The 25372-nt window shown below is 67.6% G+C and carries 24 protein-coding genes; 10 read left to right on the forward strand and 14 right to left on the reverse strand.

Annotated features, from left to right (window positions below):
- Nucleotides 1-21 precede the first annotated feature (21 nt).
- From gabT to ACT3S2_RS00630, 3 genes are all read right to left on the reverse strand, one after another.
- Entirely contained in the window at nucleotides 22-1410 is a 1389-nt protein-coding gene (gene gabT / locus ACT3S2_RS00620; RefSeq protein ID WP_444561077.1) for a 4-aminobutyrate--2-oxoglutarate transaminase, read from the reverse strand.
- A gap of 143 nt (nucleotides 1411-1553) precedes the next feature.
- Complete coding sequence (locus tag ACT3S2_RS00625) at nucleotides 1554-1694, reverse strand: methionine/alanine import family NSS transporter small subunit (RefSeq protein ID WP_443382533.1); 141 nt, start codon at nucleotides 1692-1694, stop codon at nucleotides 1554-1556.
- Nucleotides 1691-3292 (reverse strand): sodium-dependent transporter, encoded by a 1602-nt coding sequence (locus ACT3S2_RS00630; protein ID WP_443382530.1) that lies wholly within the window; start codon nucleotides 3290-3292, stop codon nucleotides 1691-1693. The genes ACT3S2_RS00625 and ACT3S2_RS00630 overlap by 4 nt, the downstream gene beginning before the upstream one ends.
- 120 nt (nucleotides 3293-3412) lie before the next feature.
- On the opposite strand from ACT3S2_RS00630, the gene ACT3S2_RS00635 reads away from it, so the two are divergent.
- The 3 genes from ACT3S2_RS00635 to ACT3S2_RS00645 are packed head-to-tail and all read left to right on the forward strand — an operon-like array spanning nucleotide 3413 to nucleotide 5806.
- Nucleotides 3413-4819: a PucR family transcriptional regulator gene (locus tag ACT3S2_RS00635; protein ID WP_443382527.1), complete on the forward strand. Its 1407-nt coding sequence runs from the start codon at nucleotides 3413-3415 to the stop codon at nucleotides 4817-4819.
- A 25-nt stretch (nucleotides 4820-4844) separates the two neighbouring features.
- Nucleotides 4845-5279 carry a hypothetical protein gene (locus tag ACT3S2_RS00640; RefSeq protein WP_444561078.1) on the forward strand — a complete coding sequence of 145 codons (435 nt, stop codon included), beginning with the start codon at nucleotides 4845-4847 and terminating at the stop codon, nucleotides 5277-5279.
- A 5-nt stretch (nucleotides 5280-5284) separates the two neighbouring features.
- Nucleotides 5285-5806, forward strand: coding sequence for an HIT family protein (locus ACT3S2_RS00645; protein WP_443382522.1), 522 nt, complete (start codon nucleotides 5285-5287; stop codon nucleotides 5804-5806).
- Here ACT3S2_RS00645 and ACT3S2_RS00650 read toward each other — a convergent pair.
- Genes ACT3S2_RS00650 through ACT3S2_RS00660 form a run of 3 tightly spaced genes read right to left on the reverse strand, consistent with a single transcriptional unit; the run spans nucleotide 5803 to nucleotide 8986 of the window.
- The gene (locus ACT3S2_RS00650) at nucleotides 5803-6900 is read right to left on the reverse strand and encodes a polyprenyl synthetase family protein (protein WP_443382519.1); all 1098 of its coding nucleotides are present in this window, start codon (nucleotides 6898-6900) and stop codon (nucleotides 5803-5805) included. The two genes, ACT3S2_RS00645 and ACT3S2_RS00650, sit on opposite strands and share 4 nt — an antisense overlap.
- Nucleotides 6901-6904: 4 nt before the next feature.
- Entirely contained in the window at nucleotides 6905-8236 is a 1332-nt protein-coding gene (locus tag ACT3S2_RS00655) for a geranylgeranyl reductase family protein (protein ID WP_443382517.1), read from the reverse strand.
- A 24-nt stretch (nucleotides 8237-8260) separates the two neighbouring features.
- Nucleotides 8261-8986, reverse strand: coding sequence for a demethylmenaquinone methyltransferase (locus ACT3S2_RS00660; RefSeq protein ID WP_443382515.1), 726 nt, complete (start codon nucleotides 8984-8986; stop codon nucleotides 8261-8263).
- A gap of 70 nt (nucleotides 8987-9056) precedes the next feature.
- On the opposite strand from ACT3S2_RS00660, the gene ACT3S2_RS00665 reads away from it, so the two are divergent.
- The 4 genes from ACT3S2_RS00665 (at nucleotide 9057) to ACT3S2_RS00680 (ending at nucleotide 12989) form a co-directional block, all read left to right on the forward strand.
- Nucleotides 9057-10412, forward strand: a complete 1356-nt coding sequence (locus ACT3S2_RS00665) for an isochorismate synthase (protein WP_444561079.1) — start codon at nucleotides 9057-9059, stop codon at nucleotides 10410-10412.
- Nucleotides 10413-10551: 139 nt separating this feature from the next.
- Nucleotides 10552-11364, forward strand: coding sequence for a basic amino acid ABC transporter substrate-binding protein (locus ACT3S2_RS00670; RefSeq protein WP_443382509.1), 813 nt, complete (start codon nucleotides 10552-10554; stop codon nucleotides 11362-11364).
- 75 nt (nucleotides 11365-11439) lie between these two features.
- The gene (locus ACT3S2_RS00675; protein WP_443382507.1) at nucleotides 11440-12228 is read left to right on the forward strand and encodes an amino acid ABC transporter permease; all 789 of its coding nucleotides are present in this window, start codon (nucleotides 11440-11442) and stop codon (nucleotides 12226-12228) included.
- 5 nt (nucleotides 12229-12233) lie between these two features.
- Nucleotides 12234-12989: an amino acid ABC transporter ATP-binding protein gene (locus ACT3S2_RS00680; protein WP_443382504.1), complete on the forward strand. Its 756-nt coding sequence runs from the start codon at nucleotides 12234-12236 to the stop codon at nucleotides 12987-12989.
- 89 nt (nucleotides 12990-13078) lie between these two features.
- On the opposite strand, the gene menD is transcribed toward ACT3S2_RS00680, so the two are convergent.
- Entirely contained in the window at nucleotides 13079-14890 is a 1812-nt protein-coding gene (gene menD, locus ACT3S2_RS00685) for a 2-succinyl-5-enolpyruvyl-6-hydroxy-3-cyclohexene-1-carboxylic-acid synthase (protein WP_443382501.1), read from the reverse strand.
- A 9-nt stretch (nucleotides 14891-14899) separates the two neighbouring features.
- Nucleotides 14900-15907, reverse strand: coding sequence for an o-succinylbenzoate synthase (locus ACT3S2_RS00690; protein WP_444561108.1), 1008 nt, complete (start codon nucleotides 15905-15907; stop codon nucleotides 14900-14902).
- Nucleotides 15908-16030: 123 nt separating this feature from the next.
- On the opposite strand from ACT3S2_RS00690, the gene ACT3S2_RS00695 reads away from it, so the two are divergent.
- Nucleotides 16031-16951 (forward strand): phosphatase PAP2 family protein, encoded by a 921-nt coding sequence (locus tag ACT3S2_RS00695; RefSeq protein ID WP_444561080.1) that lies wholly within the window; start codon nucleotides 16031-16033, stop codon nucleotides 16949-16951.
- A 15-nt stretch (nucleotides 16952-16966) separates the two neighbouring features.
- On the opposite strand, the gene ACT3S2_RS00700 is transcribed toward ACT3S2_RS00695, so the two are convergent.
- Complete coding sequence (locus ACT3S2_RS00700) at nucleotides 16967-18229, reverse strand: MFS transporter (RefSeq protein WP_444561109.1); 1263 nt, start codon at nucleotides 18227-18229, stop codon at nucleotides 16967-16969.
- Between the two features lie 4 nt (nucleotides 18230-18233).
- A complete protein-coding gene (locus tag ACT3S2_RS00705; protein WP_444561081.1) occupies nucleotides 18234-19073 on the reverse strand; it encodes an MBL fold metallo-hydrolase in 840 nt (279 codons plus the stop codon).
- Nucleotides 19074-19256: 183 nt separating this feature from the next.
- On the opposite strand from ACT3S2_RS00705, the gene ACT3S2_RS00710 reads away from it, so the two are divergent.
- A complete protein-coding gene (locus ACT3S2_RS00710) occupies nucleotides 19257-19637 on the forward strand; it encodes a hypothetical protein (protein WP_443382494.1) in 381 nt (126 codons plus the stop codon).
- Here ACT3S2_RS00710 and ACT3S2_RS00715 read toward each other — a convergent pair.
- Nucleotides 19634-20380: a TetR/AcrR family transcriptional regulator gene (locus ACT3S2_RS00715; RefSeq protein WP_443382491.1), complete on the reverse strand. Its 747-nt coding sequence runs from the start codon at nucleotides 20378-20380 to the stop codon at nucleotides 19634-19636. The two genes, ACT3S2_RS00710 and ACT3S2_RS00715, sit on opposite strands and share 4 nt — an antisense overlap.
- A 131-nt stretch (nucleotides 20381-20511) precedes the next feature.
- Between ACT3S2_RS00715 and ACT3S2_RS00720 the strand changes: the two genes are divergently transcribed.
- Nucleotides 20512-21450 (forward strand): NAD-dependent epimerase/dehydratase family protein, encoded by a 939-nt coding sequence (locus tag ACT3S2_RS00720; RefSeq protein WP_444561082.1) that lies wholly within the window; start codon nucleotides 20512-20514, stop codon nucleotides 21448-21450.
- Nucleotides 21451-21530: 80 nt separating this feature from the next.
- Here ACT3S2_RS00720 and ACT3S2_RS00725 read toward each other — a convergent pair whose 3' ends face one another.
- From ACT3S2_RS00725 to pdhA, 3 genes are read right to left on the reverse strand one after another with little or no spacing between them, the layout of a single operon-like run.
- The gene (locus tag ACT3S2_RS00725; protein ID WP_443382487.1) at nucleotides 21531-22964 is read right to left on the reverse strand and encodes a dihydrolipoamide acetyltransferase family protein; all 1434 of its coding nucleotides are present in this window, start codon (nucleotides 22962-22964) and stop codon (nucleotides 21531-21533) included.
- 2 nt (nucleotides 22965-22966) lie between these two features.
- Nucleotides 22967-24082, reverse strand: coding sequence for an alpha-ketoacid dehydrogenase subunit beta (locus ACT3S2_RS00730; RefSeq protein WP_443382484.1), 1116 nt, complete (start codon nucleotides 24080-24082; stop codon nucleotides 22967-22969).
- On the reverse strand, nucleotides 24079-25266 hold the full coding sequence (gene pdhA, locus ACT3S2_RS00735) for a pyruvate dehydrogenase (acetyl-transferring) E1 component subunit alpha (protein WP_443382482.1): 1188 nt from the start codon (nucleotides 25264-25266) through the stop codon (nucleotides 24079-24081). Before pdhA ends, ACT3S2_RS00730 begins: the two co-directional genes overlap by 4 nt.
- Nucleotides 25267-25372 lie beyond the last annotated feature (106 nt).

Below are 25372 nucleotides of genomic sequence, written 5' to 3' on the forward strand. Positions count from 1 at the left end.
GCCGGCCGTCACCCCGGCCCGTCAGGCGTGCTGGCGGATGGCTGCCTCCAGCACGTCGAAGGCGTCGGCCAACAACTCATCTGAAATCACCAGCGGCGGCAACAGGCGCACCACGTTCCCGTAGGTGCCACAGGTCAGGATGATGACACCGGCGGCCAGGCAGTCGGCGGCGATCTTCCGCGTCAGTTCGGCATCCGGTGCCGTCCCGCCGGCCTGGACGAATTCAATGGCCAGCATGGCTCCACGACCCCGCAGGTCCCCGATGGCCGGCAGCTGCTGCTGCAACGGACGCAGGCGGGTGTAGAAGGCCTCCTCGATGGCGCGGGCGCGACCGTTCAGATCCGCCTCGGCCATGTAGACCACGGCGGCCAGCCCCGCGGCGACGGCCACCGGGTTGCCACCATAGGTTCCGCCCAACCCGCCGGGATGCACGGCATCAAGCAGTTCGGACCGGCCGGTGACCGCCGAAAGCGGCAGGCCCCCGGCGATGCCCTTGGCCAGGGTGACGAGGTCGGGGACCACGGATTCGTGGTCGACGGCGAACCAGTCACCGGTACGGCAGAAGCCCGTCTGGACCTCATCGGCGATGAAGACGATGCCCTGCTCCTTCGCCCATTCGGCGATGCGCGGCAGGAATCCGTCGGCGGGGACGATGAACCCGCCTTCGCCCTGGATCGGCTCGATGATGATCGCGGCGATCTGGTCGCCGCCGATCTGCTTCTCCATCGACAGGATGGTTCGTTCGGCGGCTTCCTTGCCGGAGATGTTTGGATTCTCCTCACGGAACGGGTAGCTCATCGGCATCCGGTAGATCTCCGAAGCCAAGGGCCCGAATCCCCGCTTATAGGGGGCCGCCTTCGCGGTCAGGCCCATGGTGAGGTTGGTGCGGCCGTGATAGGCGTGGTCGAAGGCCACGACGGCGGTCCGGCCGGTGGCGACCCGGGCGATCTTCACGGCGTTCTCCACCGCTTCGGCACCCGAATTGAAGAACACGCTCTTCTTGGCGTGTTCGCCGGGAGTCAGTGCGGCCAGCCTCTCGGCCAGTTCCACATACCCCTCATAGGGGGTGACCATGAAACAGGTGTGGTTGAAACGTGCCGTCTGCTCGCTGACCGCGGCGGAGACCTTCGCATTGGAGGCACCGACGGTTGTCACCGCAATGCCGGAACCCAGATCGATGAACGAGTTTCCGTCGACGTCCACGATGACCCCGCCATCGGCATCGGCGGCATAGACCGGCACGGACGAGGCGACGCCGGCGGCCACGGTCGCCGCACGACGTTCGGCCAGGGCCAGGGAGGCCGGACCGGGGAACGCCCCGGTGATGTTGCGCTTTTGTTCGAGCCGGTATTCGATCTCCACGGCGGCTTCCTTCCATTCGATGCTGCGTCCGGGGTCAGACGTCGGCACCGAGCCTACGGTCAGGCCTACGGCCGAAGCTAGGGTGCTTGGCACAGGCCTGCCGACGATGCGTTATGCATCCGCACAGCACACGGACGGCGGCGTTTCCCGTCCCCGGAAGGGACGGGAAACGCCGCCGTTGAAGGAAGGCGCTAGTGTTCGGGTGCGGCGGCCTCGGTCAGGTCGTCCTCCGGTTCCTCGGGGTGGCGGGAGAGGTTGATCAGCGCAAGCGCCAAACCGCCCCAGACCGTCACGATGGCAATGATGAGCATGGTGATCGCAATGGGTGTCATCGCAGGGTCTCCTCCTTCTTCGCGGCCGCGTATTCGTCCTCGTCGGCCTTGACTACGTCGTATTCCGGGTCGTTGTTCGCCTTGGATTTCCTGCTCCAGGGAACGAGCGTCAGCAAGAGGGCGATGACGATCAGCGAACCGGCCATCCCCCAACCGAAGACCCCGTTGAACCAGGCAGGGTAGCCGCTGTACTGTTCGGTGGCCTTCTCCTGCAGCTCGGAGATCAGGATGTAGCCGAGGACGATGGGCGTCAGCCCTCCGAGCAGCACCCGCCACAGCCCGCCCATCTTGAGGCTGGAGGTGCGGTTGAGGTGTTCGTGCAGGGCGGGCAGCTTGGTGACACCCACGGTGACCACGATGACCGCGGCCAGGGCGACGGCCATGATGCCGAAGCTGTTCACGAACGCGTCGGTGGTATCGAGCAGCTGCAGCCCCGTGGTGGTGGGGAAGAGCACGAGCGAGATCAAGGCGATCGGCACGGTCACCACCAGCGTCGAAGCCACACGCCCCCAGGCCAGCTTGTCCTGGACGGCCGCGACGATCACTTCCAGGATCGAGATCAACGAGGTGATGCCGGCAAAGACCAGCGCCCCGAAGAACAACACCCCCAGCACCGCACCGAACGGCGCTTGCGAGACGATCGTCGGGAAGGCCACGAACGCCAGGCCGATACCGCCGCTGACGACATCGTCGATGGCGACGTTCTGTGCCTGTGCCATGAAGCCGAGCACCGCGAAGACGCCGATGCCGGCGAGCAGTTCGAAGCCCGAGTTGGCGAAGGCCACGACCGAGCCGGATCCGGTCAGGTCGGTTTTGCGCTTGAGGTAGGAGGAATAGGTGATCATGATGCCGAAGGCGATGGAGAGGGAGAAGAAGATCTGACCGTAGGCCGCGGCCCAGACTCCGGGATCCGCCAAGGCACCCCAGTTCGGGGTGAAGAAGGCATTCAGTCCGTCCATGGCCCCGGGCAGGAAGAGTGCCTGGACGACCAGGATGACGAACATGACCACCAGCAACGGCAGGAAGATGCTGTTCGCCTTCGAGATACCGCGCCGCACACCGAGCACCATGATGGCGATGATGACGGCCCAGACGATGAACAGCGGGATCAAGACCCCCGGCACGTAGTCGAAGCTCAGGCCGGGGACTTCGGCGACCTGCAGGAAATCACTGGAGAAGAACGCGTCCGCGTCGTCGCCCCAGGCCTTGTCGAAGGAGAAGATCGTGTACATCGCAGCCCAGGCGATGATGACCGCATAGTAGATGGCGATGACGAAGCAGATCAGGACCTGCCACCAGCCCAGCGGTTCGGCGGCGCGGTGCATGCGCCGGTAGGCCAGCGGGGCCGACCCGCGGTATTTATGGCCCACTGCGTAGTCCAGGAAGAGCAGCGGGATGCCTGCCGTCAGCAGGGCCACCAGATACGGGATCAGGAAGGCGCCGCCACCGTTTTCGTAGGCAACGTAGGGAAAGCGCCAGATGTTGCCCAGGCCGACGGCGGAACCGATGGCCGAAATGATGAACAACTTGCGCGAGGAGAAGGTTTCTCGTTTGTGGCTCTTGGCTGTCGCTGCCCCGGCCTGAGATGGAGTGGTCATGCCATACACCGTAAACCGCTGTTGCGCTCGTCACAATTACCCCGAGTCGCGTTCGTCACAACAACCAAAGATCCCAACTGTTGTAAGGCCGATGCACAACCACGGACTAGACTGGCGCTTATGGCGATGACGCTCTCCGGACTTTTGTCCTCCCCCACCTTGAAACTCAAGCCCCTCGCCGGGACGGACGACGCCGCAGACAGCGCGCTGTCTTGGGCGGCCGTCACCGAATTGGCCGATCCCACGCCGTTCCTGGCCGGCGGCGAGGTCCTGTTGACCACCGGGGTCCGCCAGAAGACCGTCGCCTCCCAGACCGGGTTCGTCGATCATGCCGTCCGTGCCGGGGTGCTGGCCCTGGGCTACGGCACGGGGCTGACCCACGCCAGGGTCCCCGCCGCCGTCATCCGACGGGCCACGGAGGTGGGCCTGCCATTATTCGAGGTGCCGTACGAGACACCCTTCGTGGCCATCACCCGGATCATGGCCGAAGCACTGGCCGCCGAGAACGTCGCCCGTGTGGAAGGGCTCCTGCAGGGCCACCAACGACTGGCCTCGGCACTGCTCAGCGGCGGTCTGCACCCCTTGCTGCGCGAGCTGCGCCGACAAGTCCAACGGCCTGTTGCGCTCACCCAATACGGGGCCCGGATCCATGGGCCGGCCCCCGCTGCCGAGGGATGGCAGAGCGTGGCAGTCTCCACCGGCCTGCAGGATCGATGCACCTTGTATCTGGAAGGCTCCGGGGCCGGCGGGGGCCTCATCGAATACGCCCAGTCGCTGATCAGCGTCGAGCTGGCCGGCAGGGCCCGGTTGCGCGAATCCCGCCGCACCACCAGCGGACAGGTCCTCTCCGACCTCACCCGTGGAATGGTCGAGGGCCAGGACGCCGCCCTGCGGCTGCAGTCGATCGGGATCGCCCCCCACGCCGCGCACACCCTCCTGCTGGTCGAAGCGCTCAGACCCAACAGCAAGGCGCTACCCACCCTGCCGCTGCCGCCGGGACGGGAAAAGGCGGTCTCGGCCATGGTGGAGGATCGGCTCGCGGTGGTCCTGGACGCCGGGGACGGCGAGGTTGCTGCCTCGGAATTCGCCACCTACCTCTCGGGCGCCGGCATCCCGGCCAAGGTGTCCTACGGCGGCTCCTACGCCCAGGTGACCGGCCTGCGGTGGAGCTATTTCGAAGCCGTCGAGGCGCTGCGTCATGGGGCCCGGATCAACCACCCCTCCAGGATTTCGTTGACGTCGCTGCTCCTGGCGGCCCATGACGTGCCGCTGCAGGCACTGGCAGCCGAGGCGCTGGAGCCCCTGACGGACTTTGATGCCGCCCACGGCTCCGACCTGATGCTCACGCTGCGACGGTTCCTGGAGCTCAATGGCAGCGTCGGTACCGTCGCCGAGGCGTTGGGCCTGCACCGCAACACCGTCAGGTACCGGCTGCAGCAGATCGCCGATCTCAGCGGGTACGACCCTTCGAACACCCCGGACCGGGTCCAGTTGTGGCTGGCCCTCTCGGCCCGCGACGTCTACTGAGTCCCGGGACAGATAGTATTTAGGCATGGCTGAAATGTTCGTGGAGAAGTTCCGTTCCCTGATTCCCAAATACCTTGATGACCAGTGGATTTCACAGGACGGGTTGACTTCCGAAGAGCTCCGTGACGAGCTCGCGGATGCCGGCGTCGAGATCCCCCAGGTGCTCGAGGAGTTCTACCTGGCGGTCGGGGCCTGTGATGACCTCATGGAGGCCTACTACTTCTTCTTCGATCCGGACGAGTTGGAGATCGAGGACGGGTATCTGCTGTTCATGGAGGACGAGGACGAACAGTATGTCTGGGGCTTCCGGGCCGACCAGTTGGACGTCCCCGACCCGATCGTCCATCGTCGCCGCAACGCCAACGGATCATGGGACAGCGAGGAGGGGACCTTCAGCGAATACGTACTCGATTTGTTCGAGTGGGTCTTCGAGGAACTGGAACCCGAACTGGAGGTCTAGCCCACGTGCCGGTGCACCCCCATGGAAGCCATGAGCCGCCCGGGTACCACTGCCCCTTCTGCGAACTGCTGGCCGGCGGCCCGCTGTCGGAAGACAACCTGTGCGTGCCGACCGATCTGGTCTACAGCGACCAGACGGTCGCGGTCATCATGGCCTGCGACGGATTCGGTGATTACGGCGGGCATGCGATGGTCATTCCCGCAGCCCATCTGGAGTCCCTCTACGATCTGGATGACGCCGCCGCAGCGTCGATCATGATCATGACCCGCCAACTCGCCCTGGCCATGAAACTGGCGTGGAATCCCGAGGGGACCTCCACACGGCAGCATAATGAGCCGGCCGGAAACCAGCATGTCTGGCATTACCACCAGCATGTCTTTCCCCGGTATTCGGACGATAACCTGTACCGCCAGCTACGCCACCGGGTTCCCGCTGACATCAGGGCCCGCAAGGCCCGGGAGTTGTCGGCAGCCCTTGCGGCGCTCGGCTGGGCCCCGGACCCGGGACGAGCCCGCCCTTCGGGCTAGTTCTCCCGGGAGACCACGGCATCGGCGAAGGCCGCCAGTGAGGACTTCACCGGCCCCTCCGGCAAGGGGGCCAGGGCCCCGATGGCGTCTGCGGACCATTGGCGGGCCACTGCCCAGGATTTCCGGGTGACCTCATGGGCCGCCAGGGCGGTGACGGCGCGGGCCAGATCCTCGTCGCTGGACAGATCCCCGTCCACCAGTGTCAGCACCTCGGCCGCGGAGGCGTCCCCCGCGGCGGCGGCCTCGCGCAACAACAGCACCGGAAGCGTGGGGACTCCTTCACGCAGGTCGGTTCCGGGGGTCTTGCCCGAATCCACCTGGGCTCCGGTGACGTCGATGACGTCATCGGCCAGCTGGAAGGCCACCCCGACCTTCTCGCCGTAGTCACGCATGACGTCAACGTAGTCGGCGGCCCCGCCGAAGAGGGCGCCGAAGACTCCCGAGGTGGAGATCAACGACGCCGTCTTGTCCCCGATCACGTCGAGGTAATGCGCCACCGGGTCCTCCCCGTCGCGCGGGCCCACGGTTTCGTGCAATTGGCCCAGGCAGAGGCGTTCGAACGTCTTGGCCTGCAGTTCCACGGCCTGGGCCCCGAGCTCGGAGCCGATGACCGAGGCGCGGGCGAAGATCAGATCACCGGTGAGGATGGCCGTGGAGTTGCCCCAGACCTCATGGGCGGTGGGGGCTCCGCGCCGGTAGGAGGCCGAGTCCATGACATCGTCATGGTAGAGCGTGGCCAGGTGCGTGAGCTCGACGATGGCCGCGGCCTTGATGGTCTCGGGGCCCACGCCCTCGCCCAGCAGCGAGGTCAGAATGACCAGCAACGGGCGCACCCGTTTGCCGCCGGCTTCGACCAGGTGGCGGCTGGTGGCGTCGATGAGCGGATCGGAATTGGCCACGGCGGCGCGCAGGACCTTCTCGACCTTGGCCATGCCCTGCGAAATGGCGGGGCCGAATTCTGCGTCCTCGGCGACGGCTCGGAACCCCGGTGGCAGGTTGATGCCCGCGGCGATCGCCGAGGTTTCCGCGAACAAGTCAACGGATTCGGGCACACCGTGTCCGGCGGTCGTCCAGTTGGTCGGGGAATCATTCACGGTTCTAGGACCTGCTTGTCATCTGGGTGGGTCGTTTCTCGGGCCGTGCCCTTTGTGCTTGCCGGTTTCCCGTAGGCGGGGCCAACCGTTCCAGCACATGGATCACTCTATCCTCAAAAGAGCGTCCGCCGTCGTCGGTGAGGTTGGCGAGCATCCGCACGACGAACCGCATCAGCACCGGGGTGCTCATGCCGGTACGCAGCGCCAGTTTCATGATCTTCGGGTTGCCGATGAGCCGGGCGAACATCCGGCCGAGCGTGAAGTGGCTGCCCCAGGCGTTCCTCACCACGTCCGGGTAGGAAGCCAGGAGTGCCTCCCGGGCCGCCGGCGTCGTCCCGCGCAGCCCCGACCGGGCATCGATGATCAGCTCGGCCGCCATCCGGGCCGATTCCATTGCATAGCTGATTCCCTCGCCGTTGAACGGCGAGACCATGCCGCCGGCATCGCCGAGCAGCATCAGCCCCGGGGTGTAGTGGGGGGTGCGGTTGAACCCCATCGGCAGGGCGGCGCCGCGGATCGGCCCGACCTGGTTCGCTTCGGTGAACCCCCATTCCCCCGGCATCCCGGCGGTCCACTCGCGCAGCACCTGACGGTAGTCCATCTTGCCGAACTCCCGCGTGGAGTTCAGGATGCCCAGTCCGACGTTGGAGGTTCCGTCGCCGACCCCGAACACCCACCCGTAGCCGGGTAGAGGGCGTCCGGACTTATCCGGCAGTTCGAGCCATCCTTCCATCCAGTCGTCGTCGTGCCGGGGGGAGGTGAAGTAGGTCCGGTAGGCGACTCCCATGGGCCGGTCATCGCGCTTATGCAGCCCGCTACTGACCGCTGTACGCGTTGAGTTCCCATCGGCGGCCAGCACCACATCGGCCCGGAATTCGCGCCTCTGGCCCGTTTTGCGGCCGCGCTCGTCCAGGATGTTGGCCATGACGCCGGTGACGCGGCCCGTCGCATCCCGGACCACGTCGGAAACGCCGTGGCGTTCCAGCACGCGGGCGCCTCCGGCCTGGGCATGGCGGGCCAGCGTTTCGTCGAATCCCTCCCGGGTACGGATCAACCCGTAATCGGGGAAATCGCTGAGCTCGGGCCACGGGATCTCCAATGAACGTCCTCCGGCGACCAGACGAAGCCCCTGGTTCCGCCGCCAGATGCCGTTTTCGGAATGATCGACACCGAGCCGGGCGAGTTCACGGACGGCACGGGGGGTCAAGGCGTCGCCGCAGACCTTCTCCCGGGGGAAGGAGGTCTTTTCCAGGACGGTGACCTCGATGCCGGCACGGGCCAGGTAGCTGGCTGCGGTCGAGCCGGCCGGGCCGGCCCCGACGATCAATACAGACACGGGTGTTCCTTAATCGACTGGAGGCTAGCTGGCCGGACGGGCGGCGGCCCGGGGGTCAACCGGTTTGGTGGCCCGGTGAACGGCGACGATGCCGCCGCTGAGGTTGCGGTACCTGCAGTTTTGCCACCCGGCTTCGGCCACCCACCCGGCCATGCCTTCCTGGTTCGGCCAGGCACGGATCGATTCGGCCAGGTACACGTAGGCGGCGGGGTTGGAGGTGACCTTCCGTGCAACGGTCGGCAGCGCGCGCATCAGGTATTCGGTGTAGACGGTCCTGAAGGGTGCGAAGGTGGGGTGGGAGAATTCGCACAACACCAGCCGGCCGCCCGGCTTGGTGACCCGGAGCATCTCGGCCAGGGCCTTCTTCGGTTCGCTGACGTTCCGCAGGCCAAAGCTGATGGTGACGGCGTCGAAGCTGTCATCGGCGAAAGGCAGGTTCGTTGCGTCGCCGGCCACGAAATCAATATCCGGACGCCGGCGTTTGCCGACCTCGAGCATGCCCAGGGAGAAGTCGCAGGCCACGACGTCGATTCCGGCGTCGGCATAGGGTTCCGACGAGGTCCCGGTTCCGGCCGCCAGATCCAGCACCCGCTGACCGGGCACCGCGTCGACGGCTTCGACGACGACCTTGCGCCACAGCCGTGCCTGCCCCAACGAGAGGATGTCGTTGGCCAAGTCATAACGCGGGGCAACATCATCGAACATGGCTTGGACTTCTTCGGGACGCTTTTCCAGCGATGCACGGCTCATTCCCCAAGTATCCCAAAATTCAACGTCAGGGCGAAAAGCGCCCCGCACGCCCGGGTAGGCTGGGACCATCATGGACATTGATCTTCCCGGCTCCGTCGCGCCGGAAACCGGCAGCGCGCAGACCCAGGACCCATCCCGTCCCCGGTTGCGCAGCATCACCATCGCCCGCGCCCCCGGCCAGGAGAGCTCACTGTTGGACCTGCTCGTTCGCGATGACTCCCTCGTCTGGGGCCGCCGCGGCGAGGGCCTGGTCGGGTTCGGGGAGGCAGCCCGCTTCACCGCCGACGGCCCGGATCGCTTCCGTCTGCTCCGTCATTGGTGGGCCGACGTCTCGGCGGCGGCCTCGGTCCAGGACGATGTCGACTTGCCCGGAACCGGACCGGTTGCCTTCTCCTCCATCGCCTTCTCGGGCACCAGCCCCCATGCTTCACGACTCATCGTCCCGCGCGTACTCGTGGGGCGCTCCGGCGACAGCGGCTGGTTGACCCTGGTCACCGACGACCCGGAGTTCGAGCTCAGCGCCGCTGCGGCCGAGGCGGAGCTGGCCGGGTTGCTCGAGGAGGCCTCCACCGAACGCGACCTCTCCCCCGGTGGCGACCAGCTGGTGCCCGGCCGGGTCTCGGAGGACCAGTATGAGGAGTCGGTGCGCGCCGGGGTCCGGGCGATCGCTGCGGGGGAACTGACCAAACTCGTTCTGGCCCGTGATGCCGTGGCCGAACTGGGCTCTCCGCTGGCCGTTTCCCAAGTGCTCAGGGAGTTGGCGCTTCGCTACGCCGATTGCTGGACCTACTCGGTCGACGGTCTGATCGGCTCAACCCCCGAGATGCTGGTCAAGGTCTCCGGGAACACCGCGCGGGCCCGGGTGCTCGCCGGGACCCTGGACCGGGCCACGGCACCATCCGGTGACGAGGGGTACGCCGAACGGATGCTCTCGGGCAACGAGAAGCAGCGCCACGAACACCGCCTGGCCATTGATTCGCTGACGGTCGAGCTCGGGCCCCTGGTGACCGGGATGACCGCCCCCGAGGAGCCCTTCGTCCTGGAGCTGCCCAATGTGTGGCATCTGGCCTCCGACGTCGAAGCGCAGCTGCGGGTGAACGAGGACGGAACCTCCCCCTCGGCGCTGGATCTGGCCGAGGTCCTCCACCCCACCGCTGCGGTCTGCGGAACCCCGACGGTGACGGCCGATGACCTCATCCTCCGGTTGGAGAACATGGACCGCGGCCCCTACGCCGGACCGGTCGGGTGGGTCGACGCCACCGGCAACGGGGAGTTCGGTATCGCCCTGCGCGGCGGGGTCGTCGAATCGCCGACGACCGTGCGGCTGTATGCCGGCTGTGGCATCGTCGCAGCCTCCGACCCGGCCGCCGAACTGGCTGAATCCTGGGCAAAGATGCGCCCCATGCGTGAAGCGCTTAATTTGTAATCTTTTTGTCACCTAAACAACTTGTTTACCGGAGCGACACCACTGTAGCTTGTGATGAACATCTCATTGGGCCCGTTCCCGGGCTACACTGGCCATCCCGGCGAGGATGTCCGTCGGATCACTCGAGAAGGACACTTACATGCGGATTCACTCCAGCTTCACTAAGGCTCTGGCCGTTTCGGCCGTTGCCTTGATGTCATTGACGGCTTGCGGCGGCTCGGACGGCGGGGACGAACAGTCCACCTCCTCGGCCGGCGGCGACGATCTGGGGCTGGTGACCGCGGGCACCCTGACGGTCTGCTCGGATATCCCGTACAAGCCCTTCGAATATGAGGAAAACGGTGAATACACCGGCTTCGACATGGACATGGTGGGCGCGATCGCCGAGGGGATGGGCCTGAAGCTGGACGTCAAGGACGTGGGCTTCGACGGCCTCCAGTCCGGCGTTGTCCTCGCCTCGGGGCAGTGCGACATGGGGGCCAGTGCCATGACCATCACCCCGGAACGCGAGAAGAAGCTCGCTTTCACCGATGGCTACTACGACTCCGAGCAGTCGCTGCTGGTGCCCAAGGGCTCGGATATCAAGTCAATTGATGACCTGGCCGGCAAGAAGGTGGGTGTCCAGCAGGGCACCACGGGTGAAAAATACACCCGCGAGAACGCCCCCGAGGACGCGAAGATCAAGGCCTACCCCTCGGATGCCGAGCTCTTCCCGGCCGTGCAGTCCAGGGGCGTGGACGCGGTGCTGCAGGACCTTCCGGTGAACCTTGAACACACCCAGGGTGGCAAGTTCGACATCGTCGCCAAGTACAAGACCGACGAGCAGTACGGCTTCGCCGTGAAGAAGGACGGCGGCGAGGCCCTCCTCAAGGAGCTCGATGCCCAGCTCGCCGAGCTCAAGGACAACGGCAAGTACGACGAGCTCTACGACAAGTACTTCTCCACGAAGTAGTAGTAATCCAGATGGCTGTGCCCCGGGGAAGAATCCCCGGGGCGCAGCCCTGACAACGCCCGGAAGGCCACACCGTTGAAACCCTCCACTCGCAGGCGCCTCTTCCGCGGCAGCCTGTACGTCATCCTCGTCGCCGCCATCGCAGCCCTCCTCCTGTCTGCGAACTGGAAGGAAATCAAATACAACTTCCTCGACGTGGAGATCGCCAAGCAGCTCTTCCCCGCGATCATCATCACGGCGGCGAAGAACACCGTGGTCTACACGGCCATCGCCTTTGCCGGTGGCCTGCTCCTGGGTCTGCTGCTGGCCCTGATGAAGCTGGCCCCGGTGGGCCCGTACCGCTGGATCGCCACCGCATACATTGAGACTTTCCGCGGTTTGCCGGCCCTGCTGGTCATCTTCGGTTTCGCTTTCGCCGTGCCCACCGCCTTCGCCTCCTGGGATCCACCCGGCGGTAGCGCCAGTAGCGGCCTGATCGGGCTGATCCTCGTCTCCGCCGCCTATATCGCCGAAACGATCCGCGCCGGCATCCAAGCCGTTCCTGCCGGACAGCGCGAGGCCGCCCGATCGCTGGGCATGGCACCGGGGTGGACCATGATCTCCGTGGTTCTTCCCCAGGCCTTCCGCATCATCACCCCACCGCTGACCAACGAACTGGTCATCATCATCAAGGACACCTCGCTGCTGTTCATCGCCGGCATGGCGCTGGGCGACCGCGAACTAACCGTATTCGCCCGAGATTCGCTGTCGCAGTTCGGCAACTCGACGCCGCTGATCGTGGCGGGACTGATGTACCTGGTCATCACGTTGCCGCTGACCCAGCTCGTGGCCAAGCTCGAACGCCACCAAAACAGAGGACGGTAAGGCCCATGAACGCACAGGAATCCGCACCGGCCCATCCGGCCATCGAGGTCCGCAATCTGCATAAGAGCTTCGGTGACAACGAGGTCCTCACCGGCATCGATTTCCATGTCGGCCAGGGCGAGGTGGTTTGCGTGATCGGGCCTTCCGGTTCAGGCAAGTCGACCCTGCTGCGCTGCGTGAACCGGCTCGAGGAACCCACCTCGGGAACGATCCTGGTCGAGGGGATCGACATCACCGACCCGGAAACGGACCTGAACAAGATCCGCACCCGCATCGGAATGGTCTTCCAGCAGTTCAATCTCTTCCCCCACCTGGACGTGCTGGACAACCTGGTGCTGGCCCAGCGCCGGGCCAAGAAACGTGGCAAGACCGAAGCCCGCCGGATCGCCCGTCAGAACCTGGAGAAGGTCGGGTTGGCCGATCGCGCCGACGCCTTCCCCTCCCAGCTCTCCGGTGGCCAACAGCAACGCGTGGCGATCGCCCGGGCCCTGTCGATGGATCCGGACATGATGCTCTTCGACGAGCCGACCTCGGCACTGGACCCCGAACTGGTGGGCGATGTCCTGGCGGTCATGCGTCGGCTGGTCGACGAGGGCATGACCATGATGGTGGTGACCCACGAGATGGGATTCGCCCGCGAGGTCGGCGACCGGGTGGTCTTCATGGACGGCGGGGTCGTCGTCGAACAAGGCAAACCGGACGATGTCCTGGGAAACCCCCAGCATGAACGCACCCGGGGATTCCTCTCCAAGGTCCTCTAGGAACACACCACCAGGACGAAGAGCGTGGCCCCTGCTTCGGTGGGAGCCACGCTCTTGCTGTGGTTGAAGGGCCCCGCCCACCGCCGGCCTCAGGTACGGGCGACGGAGGCCATGATGCGCTGGTGCAGTCCGCGCACTCCGACACGGTCGATCCGCACATCGACGATGCGCCGGCGCACCGCCGAGTCGGCCATCGGACCGGAGGCCAGGACGGTTTCCAGGGCGCGGCGGTCCTCGACCCGGACGTAGTCCACCCCGTAGGCGTCGGCCAGGGCGCGCAGATCCACCCCATGCGGGGTGGCGAAATAGCGTTCCACGGTTCCTGCATACTCCGGTTGTTCGGCCAGGGAACCATGTTCGAGCGTGGAGAAGATCGCCCCACCACCATCGTTGAGGACCACCAGGTCCATGACCGGGACCGTTTCCCCGGCGCCGACGAACAAGCCGCCGACGTCATGCAGGAAGGTCACGTCCCCCAGCAGGACCGTGGTGCGCTCCCCGACGCCGTGCGAGGTGCCCAGGGCGATGCCCGTGGCGGTGGCCAGGGTCCCGTCGATTCCTGCCAGCCCGCGGTTGGCATAGACGGCCCGCCCGGTACGGCCGGGGGTCCCGGCGAGATCGACATCGCGGATCGCATTGGAGGAGCCCAGGACCAGCGGGCCGGTATCTGCGCTCCAGACCGTCCGGGCCAGTTCCACACCGGTCAGTGTCGTCGCGGACGTCGCCTCGTCGATGATTCCGGTGGCCCGTTGCGCGGCAGCTCTCCACTCATCGAGCCACCCCGCGGGGCCCCGGCCGGCGAATCCCGCCAGTTCACCCAGTTCGGTGATGACCCGGTCCCGGCGGTGCCCGGCGTCGAACCAGGCCACCGGTTCGGGGACGTAGAGCGCCGGTGGCAGCTCGCGATGGGCCAGCAGCCGTCCCACCTGACGGTTCAACGTCGGCCTGCCGAAGACCACGACCCGGTCGATCCTGGCCTCGAATTCCGGGATCAATACCCGGTAGGGGCCGATCGCATTGGGACCGAAGCGGGCGTTGGAACTCGGCTCGGCCAGGAGCGGCAGGCCCAACATCCTGGCAAACCGTTCGGCAATGGCCGTTGCATCGTGTCCGGCGATGACCACCGTGCGTCGATTCTCCAGCTCCGCCTCGCGCAGTTCGTCCAGCACCGTGCCCGAAGACAGGTCCCCGACCGTGGCGGGATCCGGCTCGCCTGGCACACCGCTCCCGGGAGCCTCCGTCGGGTCCTCACGGCTGCCTTCGGTGTCCGGGACCAGCGGGTCCCGGAAGGCGAGGTTGATATGGATCGGTCCACGGGCCGCGAGTTGGACGGCGGGGCGCAGTGCCCTGGACGCCGGGGTGGGGGTGCTGACGTCCACCGCATGCACCCCGGCCCTGGTGGACCCTGCCAGCGGCAGCCCTTCCCCGGCCAGCAGGGCGCGCCTGACCTCCGGCGTCGGGTCCTGGCCTGCCGGGATGTCCACGCAGTAGCGGACATGCACCCCGAACAGGCCGGCCTGGTCGGTGGTCTGGTTGGCCCCGGTGCCGCGCAGCTCCTCCGGCCGGTCGGCGGAAACAACCACCAACGGCACGGCGGCGTGGTTGGCTTCCATCACGGCGGGGAGCAGCTCCCCCACCGCGGTGCCGGAGGTGGTCACGATGGCCACCGGGCGGCTCGTGGCCAACGATAGCCCCAGTGCGGTGAAACCGGCGTCGCGTTCGTCGATGCGGATGTGCACGCGCACCTGGCCCCGGGTCTCGGCCTCGGCGAGCGCATAGGCCAGCGGGGCACTGCGGGAGCCGGGACACAGGACGACTTCACGGACGCCGTCCTCGATCAGGGTCCCTACGGCGAACCGCGCCGCCTGCATGGAGGTCAGGAGGCTTTCCGAGAACGTCATGCCCCCATCCTATGGCTGGCCGGCCGCCAGGAGCCCGGCACAGCGCCGCAGGCGTTCCCTCCACCAATGCTGCCGCTCGGGGGAGGCAGCATGCCGGCGCAGTAGATCCGGATCGGCCACCACGTCGCGGACCTGGAGCGAGCCGCCGTGGGCTTCATACCGGTCGAGGCAGACATCGTCGGCAAACAGCGATACCGTCCCGAGTCCGCAGGCGTATGGCAGCGCGGGCAACGCCGCGGCCAGGGCCACCCCGGTACGGATCCCGACGGAGGAATCCAGGGCCGAGGAGACGACGGCGGGCAGCCCGGCGTCGGCCACGACCCGCAGGGCGGCACGGACCCCGCCCAGGGGTTGGGCCTTGACGATGATCAGGTCGGCGGCCTCCGCCCGGGCCACCGCCAGCGGGTCCGATTCCTTGCGCACCGACTCATCCGCGGCGATCCGCACCCCCAGCCCCCGGCGCTGGACCTCCAGACGCAGCCGACGCAGCCCGTCGATTCCCGCGACGGGCTGTTCGGCGTATTGCAGGTCGAACCCGGCGAGCGCCTCGAGGCCTTCCAGGGCTTGTTCGTGGGTCCACCCCGCATTGGCGTCGACCCGCAGGGCGGCGGCGGGCAGCAGGCGACGGACCTCGGCGACGCGGGCCACGTCGTCGCGCAGGGTTTGACCGTGTTCGGCGACTTTGATCTTGACGGTGTCGGCGGCGTCGAATGAGGCGAGAACCCCCTGAACCCCTCCGGCCGGGACCGCCGGGACCGTGGCGTTGACCGGGATGCTGGTCCGCACGGGCGCGGGGAAACCCTGCCAGCCGGCCTCGAGTGCGCACCGCAACCAGGGGGCAGCCTCCGCGTCGTCGTATTCCAGGAACGGGGAGAATTCCGCCCATCCTGCTGGACCGTCCAGGAGCAGGACCTCACGGTGGGTCACTCCCCGGAAACGCACCCGCAACGGCAACGACACGACACGGGCCGAGGCCAGGATCTCCTCCACGGGGGGCAGCGCCCAGGGGGTCTTCATCTGCCTCGATGCCTGCGTGGGAACCTCGGAGGGGGATGGTGCGTTGTCCGGATTAGCCATCACACCATCGTATCGGCGGCGGTCCGCTCGAACCGGCCCGGCCCGTGGGATGCTAGGAGCGACATGAACGAGACCAGGGAAATACCCGTTCCGGGGGGACCGCCCCACCGTGCAGCCCGCAATCCGGGGTTGTGGATCCTGGCGATGCTGTTGGTCGCCGGACTGTTCGGCGTGGCCTATTGGGCCTTCGTCCTCACGGCCACGGGACAGCAGGCCGATGAAGACGCCCTGCGCGGGGCGACGGCCTTCCTTGACAGCGACACGGCCCGGGCCGCGGCCCTCTCGTTCTTGAACCAGCTGCCGTTGATCTCCGGCATCGTGGCGCTGGTGGCGCTGCTGGCTGCGGCAATCCTGCGGCGGGACCTGTATGCCCCCATCGTGGCAGCCTTGTCCTTCGGCGCCGCCATCGGCAGCACCCAGATACTCAAGCACTTCCTGCTGGTCCGCCCGAACCTGGGCATCTCGGAGGCCACCGGCAATTCCTTCCCTTCCGGGCACACCACGGTCGCCACCTCCGCGCTGATCGCGGTCTTCCTGGTGACCTCCCCCCGGTGGCGTCCCCTGATCGCGACCTGTGGCGGGCTCTATGCGGCGGTGACCGGGATCTCCACGTTTGCGCTGGGCTGGCATCGGCCCTCCGACGTGGTCGCCGCCTATCTGGTCGCCGGTTTCTGGGGGTTGCTGGCCGGCCTGATCATCCTGCGTCGGCAGCCGGAGTGGAACCGATGGAAGGGCCCGGATTCCTCCTGGTCCTCCTCCGGGATCTGGCCCACGCTCCTGTGGTTCCCGGGGATCCTGGGGTTCATCGGCGCCGCGGCGGTGTATCTGTTCGTCACGCATGTGGGCCCGACGGCGGGGACCACGGCCCGTGGCTGGTTCCTCGTCGCCGGGGCATTGCTCATCATCGGTGCCGCGGGCTGCCTGTTCGGCTTGTTGTGTGGGGTCTTTTCCCATCAGACCCGGAGCCGGGCCCCCCTGTCCTGACCCGGGCCGGACTCCTCACGAGGCCCGCGTCCTGCGGGCATCCAGGCTTCCCGGTGGTGCCTTGCGCGGGATGAACCAGGCGAAGAGACCTCCCCCGGCGAAGGAGAGGGCCGCGATGGCGAAGACCCCGGTCCCCAGGCTGGCCATCGCCGTCACCGCCGAAAGGAGGACGGGCCCGGACAACACCCCCACATCCGAGATCAGTCGCCAGAAGCCCAGGAACTGCGGCCGGCCCACCGAGGGGGAATGATCGGCGCCCAAGGTCATCACCAGACCCGAGCCGATCCCGTTGCCCAGGCCCAACAACATGGCCACCAGCAGCAGGGTCCCCGGCCCGGTGGTGAAGGGCATCAAGGCCAGGGAAACACCCATGACCACCATGCACGGTACCGCGATCCACGTCCGTCCACGCCGGTCCATCACCACTCCTGCCGGGTAGAACACCAGCATGTCCACGGCCCCGGAGAGCCCGTAGACCAGCGAGGTGGCGGAGGCGTCCATGCCCAGGTGTTCGGCCCAGAGCGGGATGACCGCCTGGCGGGTGGCCCGCACGGCGGAGATCACCACGATGGCACTGCCGATCGTGGCATAGGTGCGCCAGTGCGCGGCCAGGATCGCCCGCAACGTCACCGTCGCGGTCCGCGGCACCGGGGCGGCACCGGTTTCGCCCCTTTCCGGGCGTCCCGACCCGGCAGGGGCCTGGAGTTCGGGGATGCCGATGCAGACCCCGGCTGCGGCCACCATGGCCACCAGCCCGGCCCAGTAGGCCCCCTGCAGACCAAGGAAGTGCATGGTGGCTGCCCCGACGAAGGGCCCGACGAACAGGCCCACGCGCAGGGTTCCGCCCAGCCCCGACATGGCCCTGGCCCGGTAGGTGACCGGCACCGCTTCGGTCAGGTAGCTCTGCCGGGAGAGGTTGAAGACGGAACCGGCCATGCCGATCATCAGCACCCCGGCAGCATAGGGGGCCAGGTGGCCCGCCCCCAGGCAGACGGCCATGCCGACGCTGGCCCACAGCGCGGCACCGATCATGGCGGTGCGCTCGCCGAGGCGGGCGATCAGCAGGGACGCCGGGATGTTGGTGATCAGGGAGCCGACCCCCATGAGCGTGATGACCAATGCTGCTTCGGCGACCGTGGAGCCGTGCCCACGGGCGCTCAAGGCGATGACGGGCAGGATGCTGCCCCGGCCCACGGCATAAAGCAGTGACGGGGCGTAGATGCGGAAGATCAGCGTGCGCAGCGGGGGTCCACCGCCGGGCTGCGAAGTCGAGGTGATGTCCCTACTCCTGTTCCGTCCCGGCGGTGTCCCTCACCCGCAGGAACAGGTGCCGGGACTGGACCGGGTCGTAGGGCAGGGACGGGACGACCCCGGCGGGGTCGGTGGAGGGGTGCTCGAGCACGGCACGGCACCGCTCTATGGCTGTTTGAAGCTCCTCACGTTGGGCCCGGACGAACCCCAGGTCCACGATCTTCCCGTGCCCCGGCACCACCACCGGGTGCCTCGGGCCCAGGGCCAGGATCCGTCCGAGCGCCTCGTCCCAGGCGCCGGGGAAGGAGTCCTCGAATTGGGGGGCGGCCCCCTCTTCGACGAGGTCCCCGGCAAAGAGCACCCGGCCGGAAGCGATGAGTAGATCCCCGTCGGTGTGGGCGGGGCCCAGGTGGAAGAGCCTGATGGACCACCCGCCGAGATCCAGGTCCACCCCGTCGGCCCCCACGGTCCGGTTCGGGGGGAGGATCCGGGTGTGTGGACCCCGAGGTGCCGCCATGTCCGGATCCACCTCCAACACCAGGTCGCGCTGTTCGGCGCCGCGCAGGGCGATCGTCGTGGCGGCCCGGTCGTGGGCCCAGATATCGGCGACCCCTTGGGCACGGAAGTAGGCATTGCCGAAGAAGTGGTCCCCGTGGGCGTGGGTATTGATCAGCACCAGCGGCAGGTCGGTCAGCGTGCGGACTGCGGCATGTAGTTCGGCCGCTTCGGCCGGCCCGGCCCCCGAATCGATGACAGCTGCCCGCCGATCACCGATCACCAGCCCGGCATTGACGGCGAACCCCTCCAGGCGCAGGACGTGGGTGCGTCCCCCTGCCCGCTGCCAGGGAGCGGCCGTCGCCTTGGCACTCATGATCCGTCCTTGTCCCGGCAACCGTGGGTGGGCCGCGGTTCTCCGAAGTCGCTGTCGATGCTCCGACTCTATTCCCCCGGCCCCCCCGGGGCCGTGGGGGCCGGTCCTGGTAGGTAGGCTCGAGGGGACCAAGGCGCCGGCGAGGAACCGCCGGAACCACCCAAAGGACCGGGGGAAGCAGCGATGAAACGCATTTCGATCAAGCTCATGATCTACGGGGTCGTGATCTTCATCATCGGTGTGGCGCTGCAGCTGTTTTCGATGAACCTCATGCAGTACCTCTTCGACACGGTGGACCCGGAAGATATGGTCACCGCCAACGCCTTGAGGGCGCTGAGCACGATCTTCAGCACCGCGGTCATCCCGCTGGGCGTCGCGTTCATTGCCGCCTCGGTGGTGGTGCGCATGCTGGAGAACCATCTGCGGCTCGACGAACGGGCAACCCCGGCCGTGCCACACGGTGCCGCCGGGGACGAGGGACCCGAGGTCCCCCACGCCGCAGCCACGCCCGCCGAGGACGACGAGGCGGTGGAGACCTTCTCCGACGACTTCTACCGCCGTTAGGCCTTCCCTCCCGGCTGGCATCGGGGGCCCAACCCCACCTGTGTCGCCAGGAGCCGGATGGTTCGTTCGAAGATCTCCCCGGGGTCACCGAAGGTCGCGGGCCCATAGTGACCAAATACTTCGAAGGTGACTGCCCCGAATAGGCCCGACCAACAGCTGAATCCCCGGGCTACGAGTTCCGCGGGCATGGAGATTCCGTAGTCCTGCCTGATCGCCTCGAGGTCCCGGCCCAACCGCTCCGGGATGGCGGGCTCCTGGTCCCCGGCGGAACCACTGACCGCCGTCGTGATCATCCCGTTGGCCCACGCCTGGTCAAGAATCGTGAAGAGGGCGACCACCACCCGGGTCCCCGCGTCGTTCGTCAGCGCTGCCGGGGCCGCGTACCCCGGGACCGGGGTTCCGAACAGCAAGGCGTAGCGGGCGGCATCGTCCAGTGCCCAGCTGCGAACGGCCCGGGCCAGCGCCGTGAATCGTTCCAGCGGGTGCGCCGGGGCCGCGGCCACTGCCTTTTCGACCTGCCCACCGAGATCCGAATACGCCTCGACGATCAGCAGGGTCAGCAGTTCGTCCCGGCTGGAAACATAGCGGTAGATGGCCGAGGAGACGATGCCCAGCTGCCGGGCCACGGCCCGTAGCGACAGCGCGGCGGGCCCCTCGGCGACCAATTGGTCCCGGGCGATGCGCATGATCTCGGCCATGGTCCGTTCCCTGGCTTGTTCACGCGGCGTCAACGTCCTGGTCATGCCCTCATCAAACGACACCTCCGGGAGCACTGTCAACTTAAGAGAGCACTGCTCTTGACCACTCTGTTTCCCGGCTGTAGCCTTGCGTTAGAGAGCACTGCTCTCATTTCCGTCCAACGAAAGAGCGTGTCATGTCCCAGCATTTCCTGGTCACCGGATCCGGCCCCGTCGGATCCACCGTTGCCCTCCAACTGGCCGATGCCGGCCACACCGTGGTGATGGCCACCCGTTCAGGTGGCGGGCCGGCCCATCGGTTGATCCGCAGGGTCCGCGTCGACGCGACTGATGCCTCCCAACTGGCCGAGGCCGCCGCGGGTGCCTCCGCGATCTTCCACTGCGTCCACGCCGCCTACCGGGCCGACGCCTGGCGCAAGGTCCTGCCGCAGGCGGATCAGGTGGCCCTGGAGGTCGCCGGCGCCCAGGGGATTCCGGTCATCTTCCCCGAGGGCCTGTATTCCTACTCCGAGCCGGGGGTCGTCATGACCGAAGACTCCCCCCGCCAGGCGACGGGAGGCAAACGCGGGATCAGGACCGGGCTCTTGGCCGCGCGCGAGGCCTCGACGACCGCGACGGTCAGCGTGGTCGCTTCGGATTTCTTCGGCCCCCTGGTGGAGAACGCCCATGCCGGAGCGCGCATGCTGGAGGCCGTGTTCTCGGGCCAACGGCTCTTCGCGTTCGGTCACCCGGGACAGCTCCACTCCTTCACCTTCGTCCCGGACCTTGCCGCGGCGATGATCCGGGCCAGCGAACGGCCCGAGCTGTGGAACCGGATCCTCCACGCCCCCACCGCGACCGCCACGACGCAACGGGCCCTGGCGGCGGCGTATGCCCGGGCGGGCGGGGTGGAACCACCCCCGGTTTCGGGACTTCCTGGATGGCTGGTGCGCCTGCTGGGCGTCGCCGCCTCCGGCCTCGGGGAAATGGCGGAGATGGCCTACCAATTCGATCGCCCGTTCATCATGGATTCCCGCGCCAGCCAGGAAGCCCTCGGGCTCGAGCCCACCGCCCTGCCGGCGGCCGCAGCGGCGACCGTGGACTGGTGGCGGAACTCCCGGCTGGCACCGGCCTGAAACCTTCCGCCTCCAGGGCTTCCGCCGATTCCCTCGGGACCTTCATCGCCGGCTGCATGGTCCCGCCGGGCCGGCCCGGCCTACAGGTCCGCGAGCACCGAGCCGGGATTCTCGATGGCGTCGGCGATATAACGCAGGAACCCTCCTGCGGTACCGCCGTCGCAGACCCGGTGGTCGAAGGTCAGGGTCAGCTCCGTGACCTTGCGAACGGCCAGTTCCCCGTCCACGACCCATGGGCGGTCGATGATGCGCCCGACGCCGAGGATCGCGACCTCGGGGTGGTTGATGATCGCCGCGGACCCGTCCACCCCGAAGACGCCGTAGTTGTTCAGCGTGAACGTGCCACGGGTGAGCTCGGCGGGCGTGCATTTGCCCTCGCGGGCGACCCCCGCCAGACGGCGGACCTCGGTGTCGATCTGTCGGGCGCTGAGGTCCTGGGCCCGGGCGATGCTGGGCACCATCAGGCCGCGATCCGTCTGGGCGGCGATGCCCAGGTTGATCCCCTCGAAGCCGATGATCTCCTGTCCGCCATCGGAGGCGTCCTGGATCCGGGTGTTCAGTTCCGGGTACCGCTCCAGACCGGCGACGGTGAAGCGGGCGATGAACGCGAGCAGCCCGGGGGTGTTCTGCGGATCCGCCGCCTTGAGCTTCGCCCGCATCCGCACCAGTTCGGTGGCATCGACATCGACCCATACCGTGGCCTCGGGGATTTCACGGCGCGAGGTGCTCATGGCTTGGGCAATGGTCTTGCGGACGCCCTTCAACGGTGTCCGTGAGCTAATGCCCAGCCCCGAACGGGAGTCGGCTCCGACCATGCCATCGACCGAAGCTGCAGCCGCAGCCGGGGAGGCTGCCGACACTGCCGGCGCCCCGTCCGACGAGGCGTCGATGGCCCCTTGGACGTCGGCACGCATGATCAGCCCGCTGCGGCCCGAGCCGGTCAGCGTGGCGATGTCGATCCCGTGGTCCCGGGCCAGTTTGCGCACCAGCGGGGAGATCACGGTCGGTGCCGCGGTGCGGGCCTGCGTCAGAGCCGCTGCCGGGGCCGCGGTGGCGGATGGCGCCTTCGCCGCGGAGGGCGTCGAGGAGCGCGGGCGGCGGGTCCGCCGGGTCGCACCGGCCCCGCCGGGGGTGCCGTAGCCGACCAGCACGTTGCCGGAGCCCTCGCCGGTTCCGGCCCGCTCCTCCTCCCGGTAGGACTGGGCCGTTTCCACGGGGGCCGCCTCGGTGGCGACCGGGGCTTCCGGTGCCGCGTCACCGCCGTCGGCACCCTCGCCGTCGTCCACGGAGAGCAGTGCCTTGCCCACATCCATGGTGTCTCCAGCGGCACCATGGAGCTGGTGCACGGTGCCGGCGAACGGGCTGGGCACCTCGACCAGGGATTTGGCGGTCTCGACTTCGGCGATCGGCTGGTCCACGACGATCGTGTCGCCTTCGGCCACGAGCCAGTTCACCAGATCCGCTTCGGTCAGCCCTTCGCCCAGATCGGGCAGCAGGAATATCTTGATGCTCATGTCTAGTCCTCCCACTGCAGCGAGTCGACGGTGTCCAGGATGCGGTCCACGCCAGGCAGGAAGAAGCCTTCCAGCTTCGGTGCCGGGAACGGGATGTCGAATCCGGTCACCCGCAATACCGGGGCGGCCAGGGAGTGGAAGCAGCGTTCCTGCACCCGGGCCGTGATCTCCGAGGCGACGGAGGCGAACCCCGGGGCTTCGGAGATGACGACGGCGCGGCCGGTCTTGCGTACGGAAGCGCAGACGGCCTCATCGTCGAAGGGCACGATGCTCCGGACGTCGATGACCTCCAGCGAACGCCCCTCCTCGGCCGCGGCCGCAGCGGCGGCCAGTGCCGTGGAAACCGACGGACCGTAGGCGATCAACGTCGCGTCGGTGCCGGCACGGGCCACGGCGGCATGGCCCTCGGTGGGGTGTTCGCCGGCGGCGGCCGCGGCCTCGTATTCGGTGCGCAGGGCGTCCAGGTCCACCGTGTCCTTGGAGAAGTAGAGCTTCTTCGGCTCCAGGAACACCACGGGGTCGTTCGAGGCAATGGCCTCGCGCATCATCCGGTAGGCGTCGGACACCGTTGAGGGGGTCATGACCTTCAACCCGGGGGTATGCGCGTAGTAGGCCTCGGAGGAGTCGCAGTGGTGTTCGACACCGCCGATGCCCCCGGCGTAGGGGATGCGCACGACCACGGGCATGTCCACGGCACCGCGGGTGCGGTTGCGCATCTTGGCCAGATGCGAGGCGATCTGTTCGAAGGCCGGGTAGGCGAAGGCGTCGAACTGCATCTCGATGACCGGGCGCATCCCGTTCATGGCCATGCCGATAGCCATGCCGGCGATGCCGGATTCGGCCAGCGGGGTGTCGAAGCAGCGTTCGACTCCGAAGCGTGCCGTCAGCCCGTCGGTGATGCGGAAGACCCCACCCAAGGTGCCAATGTCCTCGCCGAAGAGCACGACGCCGGCGTCGGCTTCCATGGCGTCGGCCAGGGCCGTGTTCAGGGCCTTGGCGAAGGTGACCGGCCGCGGGCCTGCGGCCTCGGCCCGTTCTGCGGCGCGTTCGGTGGCTCGGGCCGTGGCGGCGCTGACGTTGCCGTTGGCCTCGGATGAAGTGGTGATGTGCGGGCTCACTTGGCGTCCCCTTCCCGGGAGAGTTCGTCCGCGAGCAGTGCGCGCTGTTCGGCCAGCTGCGGGGTCTGGGTGGCGTAGACGTGATCGAACAGTTCCAGCGGATCGATCTCCGGGTCCTGGTTCAGTCCATCACGCAGGGCCTGCGCCGTGTCTTCGGCGTGGGCGGCAATGCGTTCGGTGACCGCATCGTCGAGCAGACCCTTGTTCTTCAGGTAGGTGGTCATCCGGTTCAACGGGTCCTTCGCCTGCCAGGCCGTCACTTCCTCGTCCTCCCGGTACCGGGTGGCGTCATCGGCGTTGGTATGGGCCTGCATCCGGTAGGTATGGGCTTCCACCAGGAGCGGGCCGGAGCCGGTGCGGGCCAGTTCCACGGCGCGTCCCAGCACGGCCATGAGCGCGACCAGGTCGTTGCCGTCCACGCGTTCGCCGGCCATGCCGTAGCCGACGGCCTTATGGGCCAGCGACGGGGCCACCGACTGTTGGGACAGCGGCACGGAAATGGCGTACTGGTTGTTCTGCACGAAGAAGATCACCGGCAGGTTGAACACCGCGGCGAAGTTCAGGGCCTCGTGGAAATCGCCTTCGCTGGTCGCCCCATCGCCACACATCGCCAACACGACGGTGTCCTCGCCACGCAGCTTGGCGGCATGGGCGACACCGACCCCGTGCAGCAACTGGGTGGTCAGCGGGGTGGATTGGATGCCGACCTTGTACTGGCGGGGGTCGTAGCCGCCGTGCCAGTCTCCGCGGAAGAGCACCATCGTCTCCACCGGGTCCACTCCCTTGGCCATCACGGCCACGGAGTCCCGGTAGGTGGGGAACATCCAGTCGTTCTGGCCCAGGCAGAGGGCCGCTGCCACCTGGCAGGCCTCCTGGCCATGGCTGGAGGGGTAGACGGCCATGCGGCCCTGGCGGACCAGTGCCGAGTTCTGGTCGTTGGCCCGGCGGCCGATCACCAGCTGCTCGTAGGCCTTCAGCAGCGTCTCGTCGTCGGGAAGCGGGTATTCATGGCCCGGCTCGGTCCCCTGGTCCTCGGCGGGGCGCAACGAACCGCCCTCGTCGACGATCTGGATCTGGCCGCGCGAGGGCAGCAGGTAGTCCTCCACGGAAATGCCGAAGTGGCGGCAGACGCTGTCGAGGTCGGCGGCTTCGGCGGCTTGCGACTCACCTGGCACGGCGCTCATGATGTACTCCTTCGTAGAATCCCGGCGCCCGACGGGCCGCATCAGCACGGCAGCGTCGAAAGCACTTCGTGACTCAAGTATGCGAAGCGGGAGCGGATCGTATCCA

It is taken from the genome of Arthrobacter sp. AOP36-A1-22 (assembly GCF_052377615.1).
GTDB lineage: Bacteria > Actinomycetota > Actinomycetes > Actinomycetales > Micrococcaceae > Arthrobacter_H.

Coding starts and splice junctions, on each gene's coding strand:
- ACT3S2_RS00670 (WP_443382509.1), top strand. CDS start 10,552: ATGCGGATTCACTCCAGCTTCACTAAGGCTCTGGCCGTTTCGGCCGTT.
- ACT3S2_RS00695 (WP_444561080.1), top strand. CDS start 16,031: ATGAACGAGACCAGGGAAATACCCGTTCCGGGGGGACCGCCCCACCGT.
- ACT3S2_RS00625 (WP_443382533.1), bottom strand. CDS start 1,694: ATGACACCCATTGCGATCACCATGCTCATCATTGCCATCGTGACGGTC.
- pdhA (WP_443382482.1), bottom strand. CDS start 25,266: ATGAGCGCCGTGCCAGGTGAGTCGCAAGCCGCCGAAGCCGCCGACCTC.
- ACT3S2_RS00635 (WP_443382527.1), top strand. CDS start 3,413: ATGGCGATGACGCTCTCCGGACTTTTGTCCTCCCCCACCTTGAAACTC.
- ACT3S2_RS00680 (WP_443382504.1), top strand. CDS start 12,234: ATGAACGCACAGGAATCCGCACCGGCCCATCCGGCCATCGAGGTCCGC.
- ACT3S2_RS00665 (WP_444561079.1), top strand. CDS start 9,057: ATGGACATTGATCTTCCCGGCTCCGTCGCGCCGGAAACCGGCAGCGCG.
- ACT3S2_RS00660 (WP_443382515.1), bottom strand. CDS start 8,986: ATGAGCCGTGCATCGCTGGAAAAGCGTCCCGAAGAAGTCCAAGCCATG.
- ACT3S2_RS00710 (WP_443382494.1), top strand. CDS start 19,257: ATGAAACGCATTTCGATCAAGCTCATGATCTACGGGGTCGTGATCTTC.
- ACT3S2_RS00640 (WP_444561078.1), top strand. CDS start 4,845: ATGGCTGAAATGTTCGTGGAGAAGTTCCGTTCCCTGATTCCCAAATAC.
- ACT3S2_RS00630 (WP_443382530.1), bottom strand. CDS start 3,292: ATGACCACTCCATCTCAGGCCGGGGCAGCGACAGCCAAGAGCCACAAA.
- ACT3S2_RS00715 (WP_443382491.1), bottom strand. CDS start 20,380: ATGACCAGGACGTTGACGCCGCGTGAACAAGCCAGGGAACGGACCATG.
- ACT3S2_RS00725 (WP_443382487.1), bottom strand. CDS start 22,964: ATGAGCATCAAGATATTCCTGCTGCCCGATCTGGGCGAAGGGCTGACC.
- ACT3S2_RS00720 (WP_444561082.1), top strand. CDS start 20,512: ATGTCCCAGCATTTCCTGGTCACCGGATCCGGCCCCGTCGGATCCACC.
- menD (WP_443382501.1), bottom strand. CDS start 14,890: ATGACGTTCTCGGAAAGCCTCCTGACCTCCATGCAGGCGGCGCGGTTC.
- ACT3S2_RS00705 (WP_444561081.1), bottom strand. CDS start 19,073: ATGAGTGCCAAGGCGACGGCCGCTCCCTGGCAGCGGGCAGGGGGACGC.
- ACT3S2_RS00690 (WP_444561108.1), bottom strand. CDS start 15,907: ATGAAGACCCCCTGGGCGCTGCCCCCCGTGGAGGAGATCCTGGCCTCG.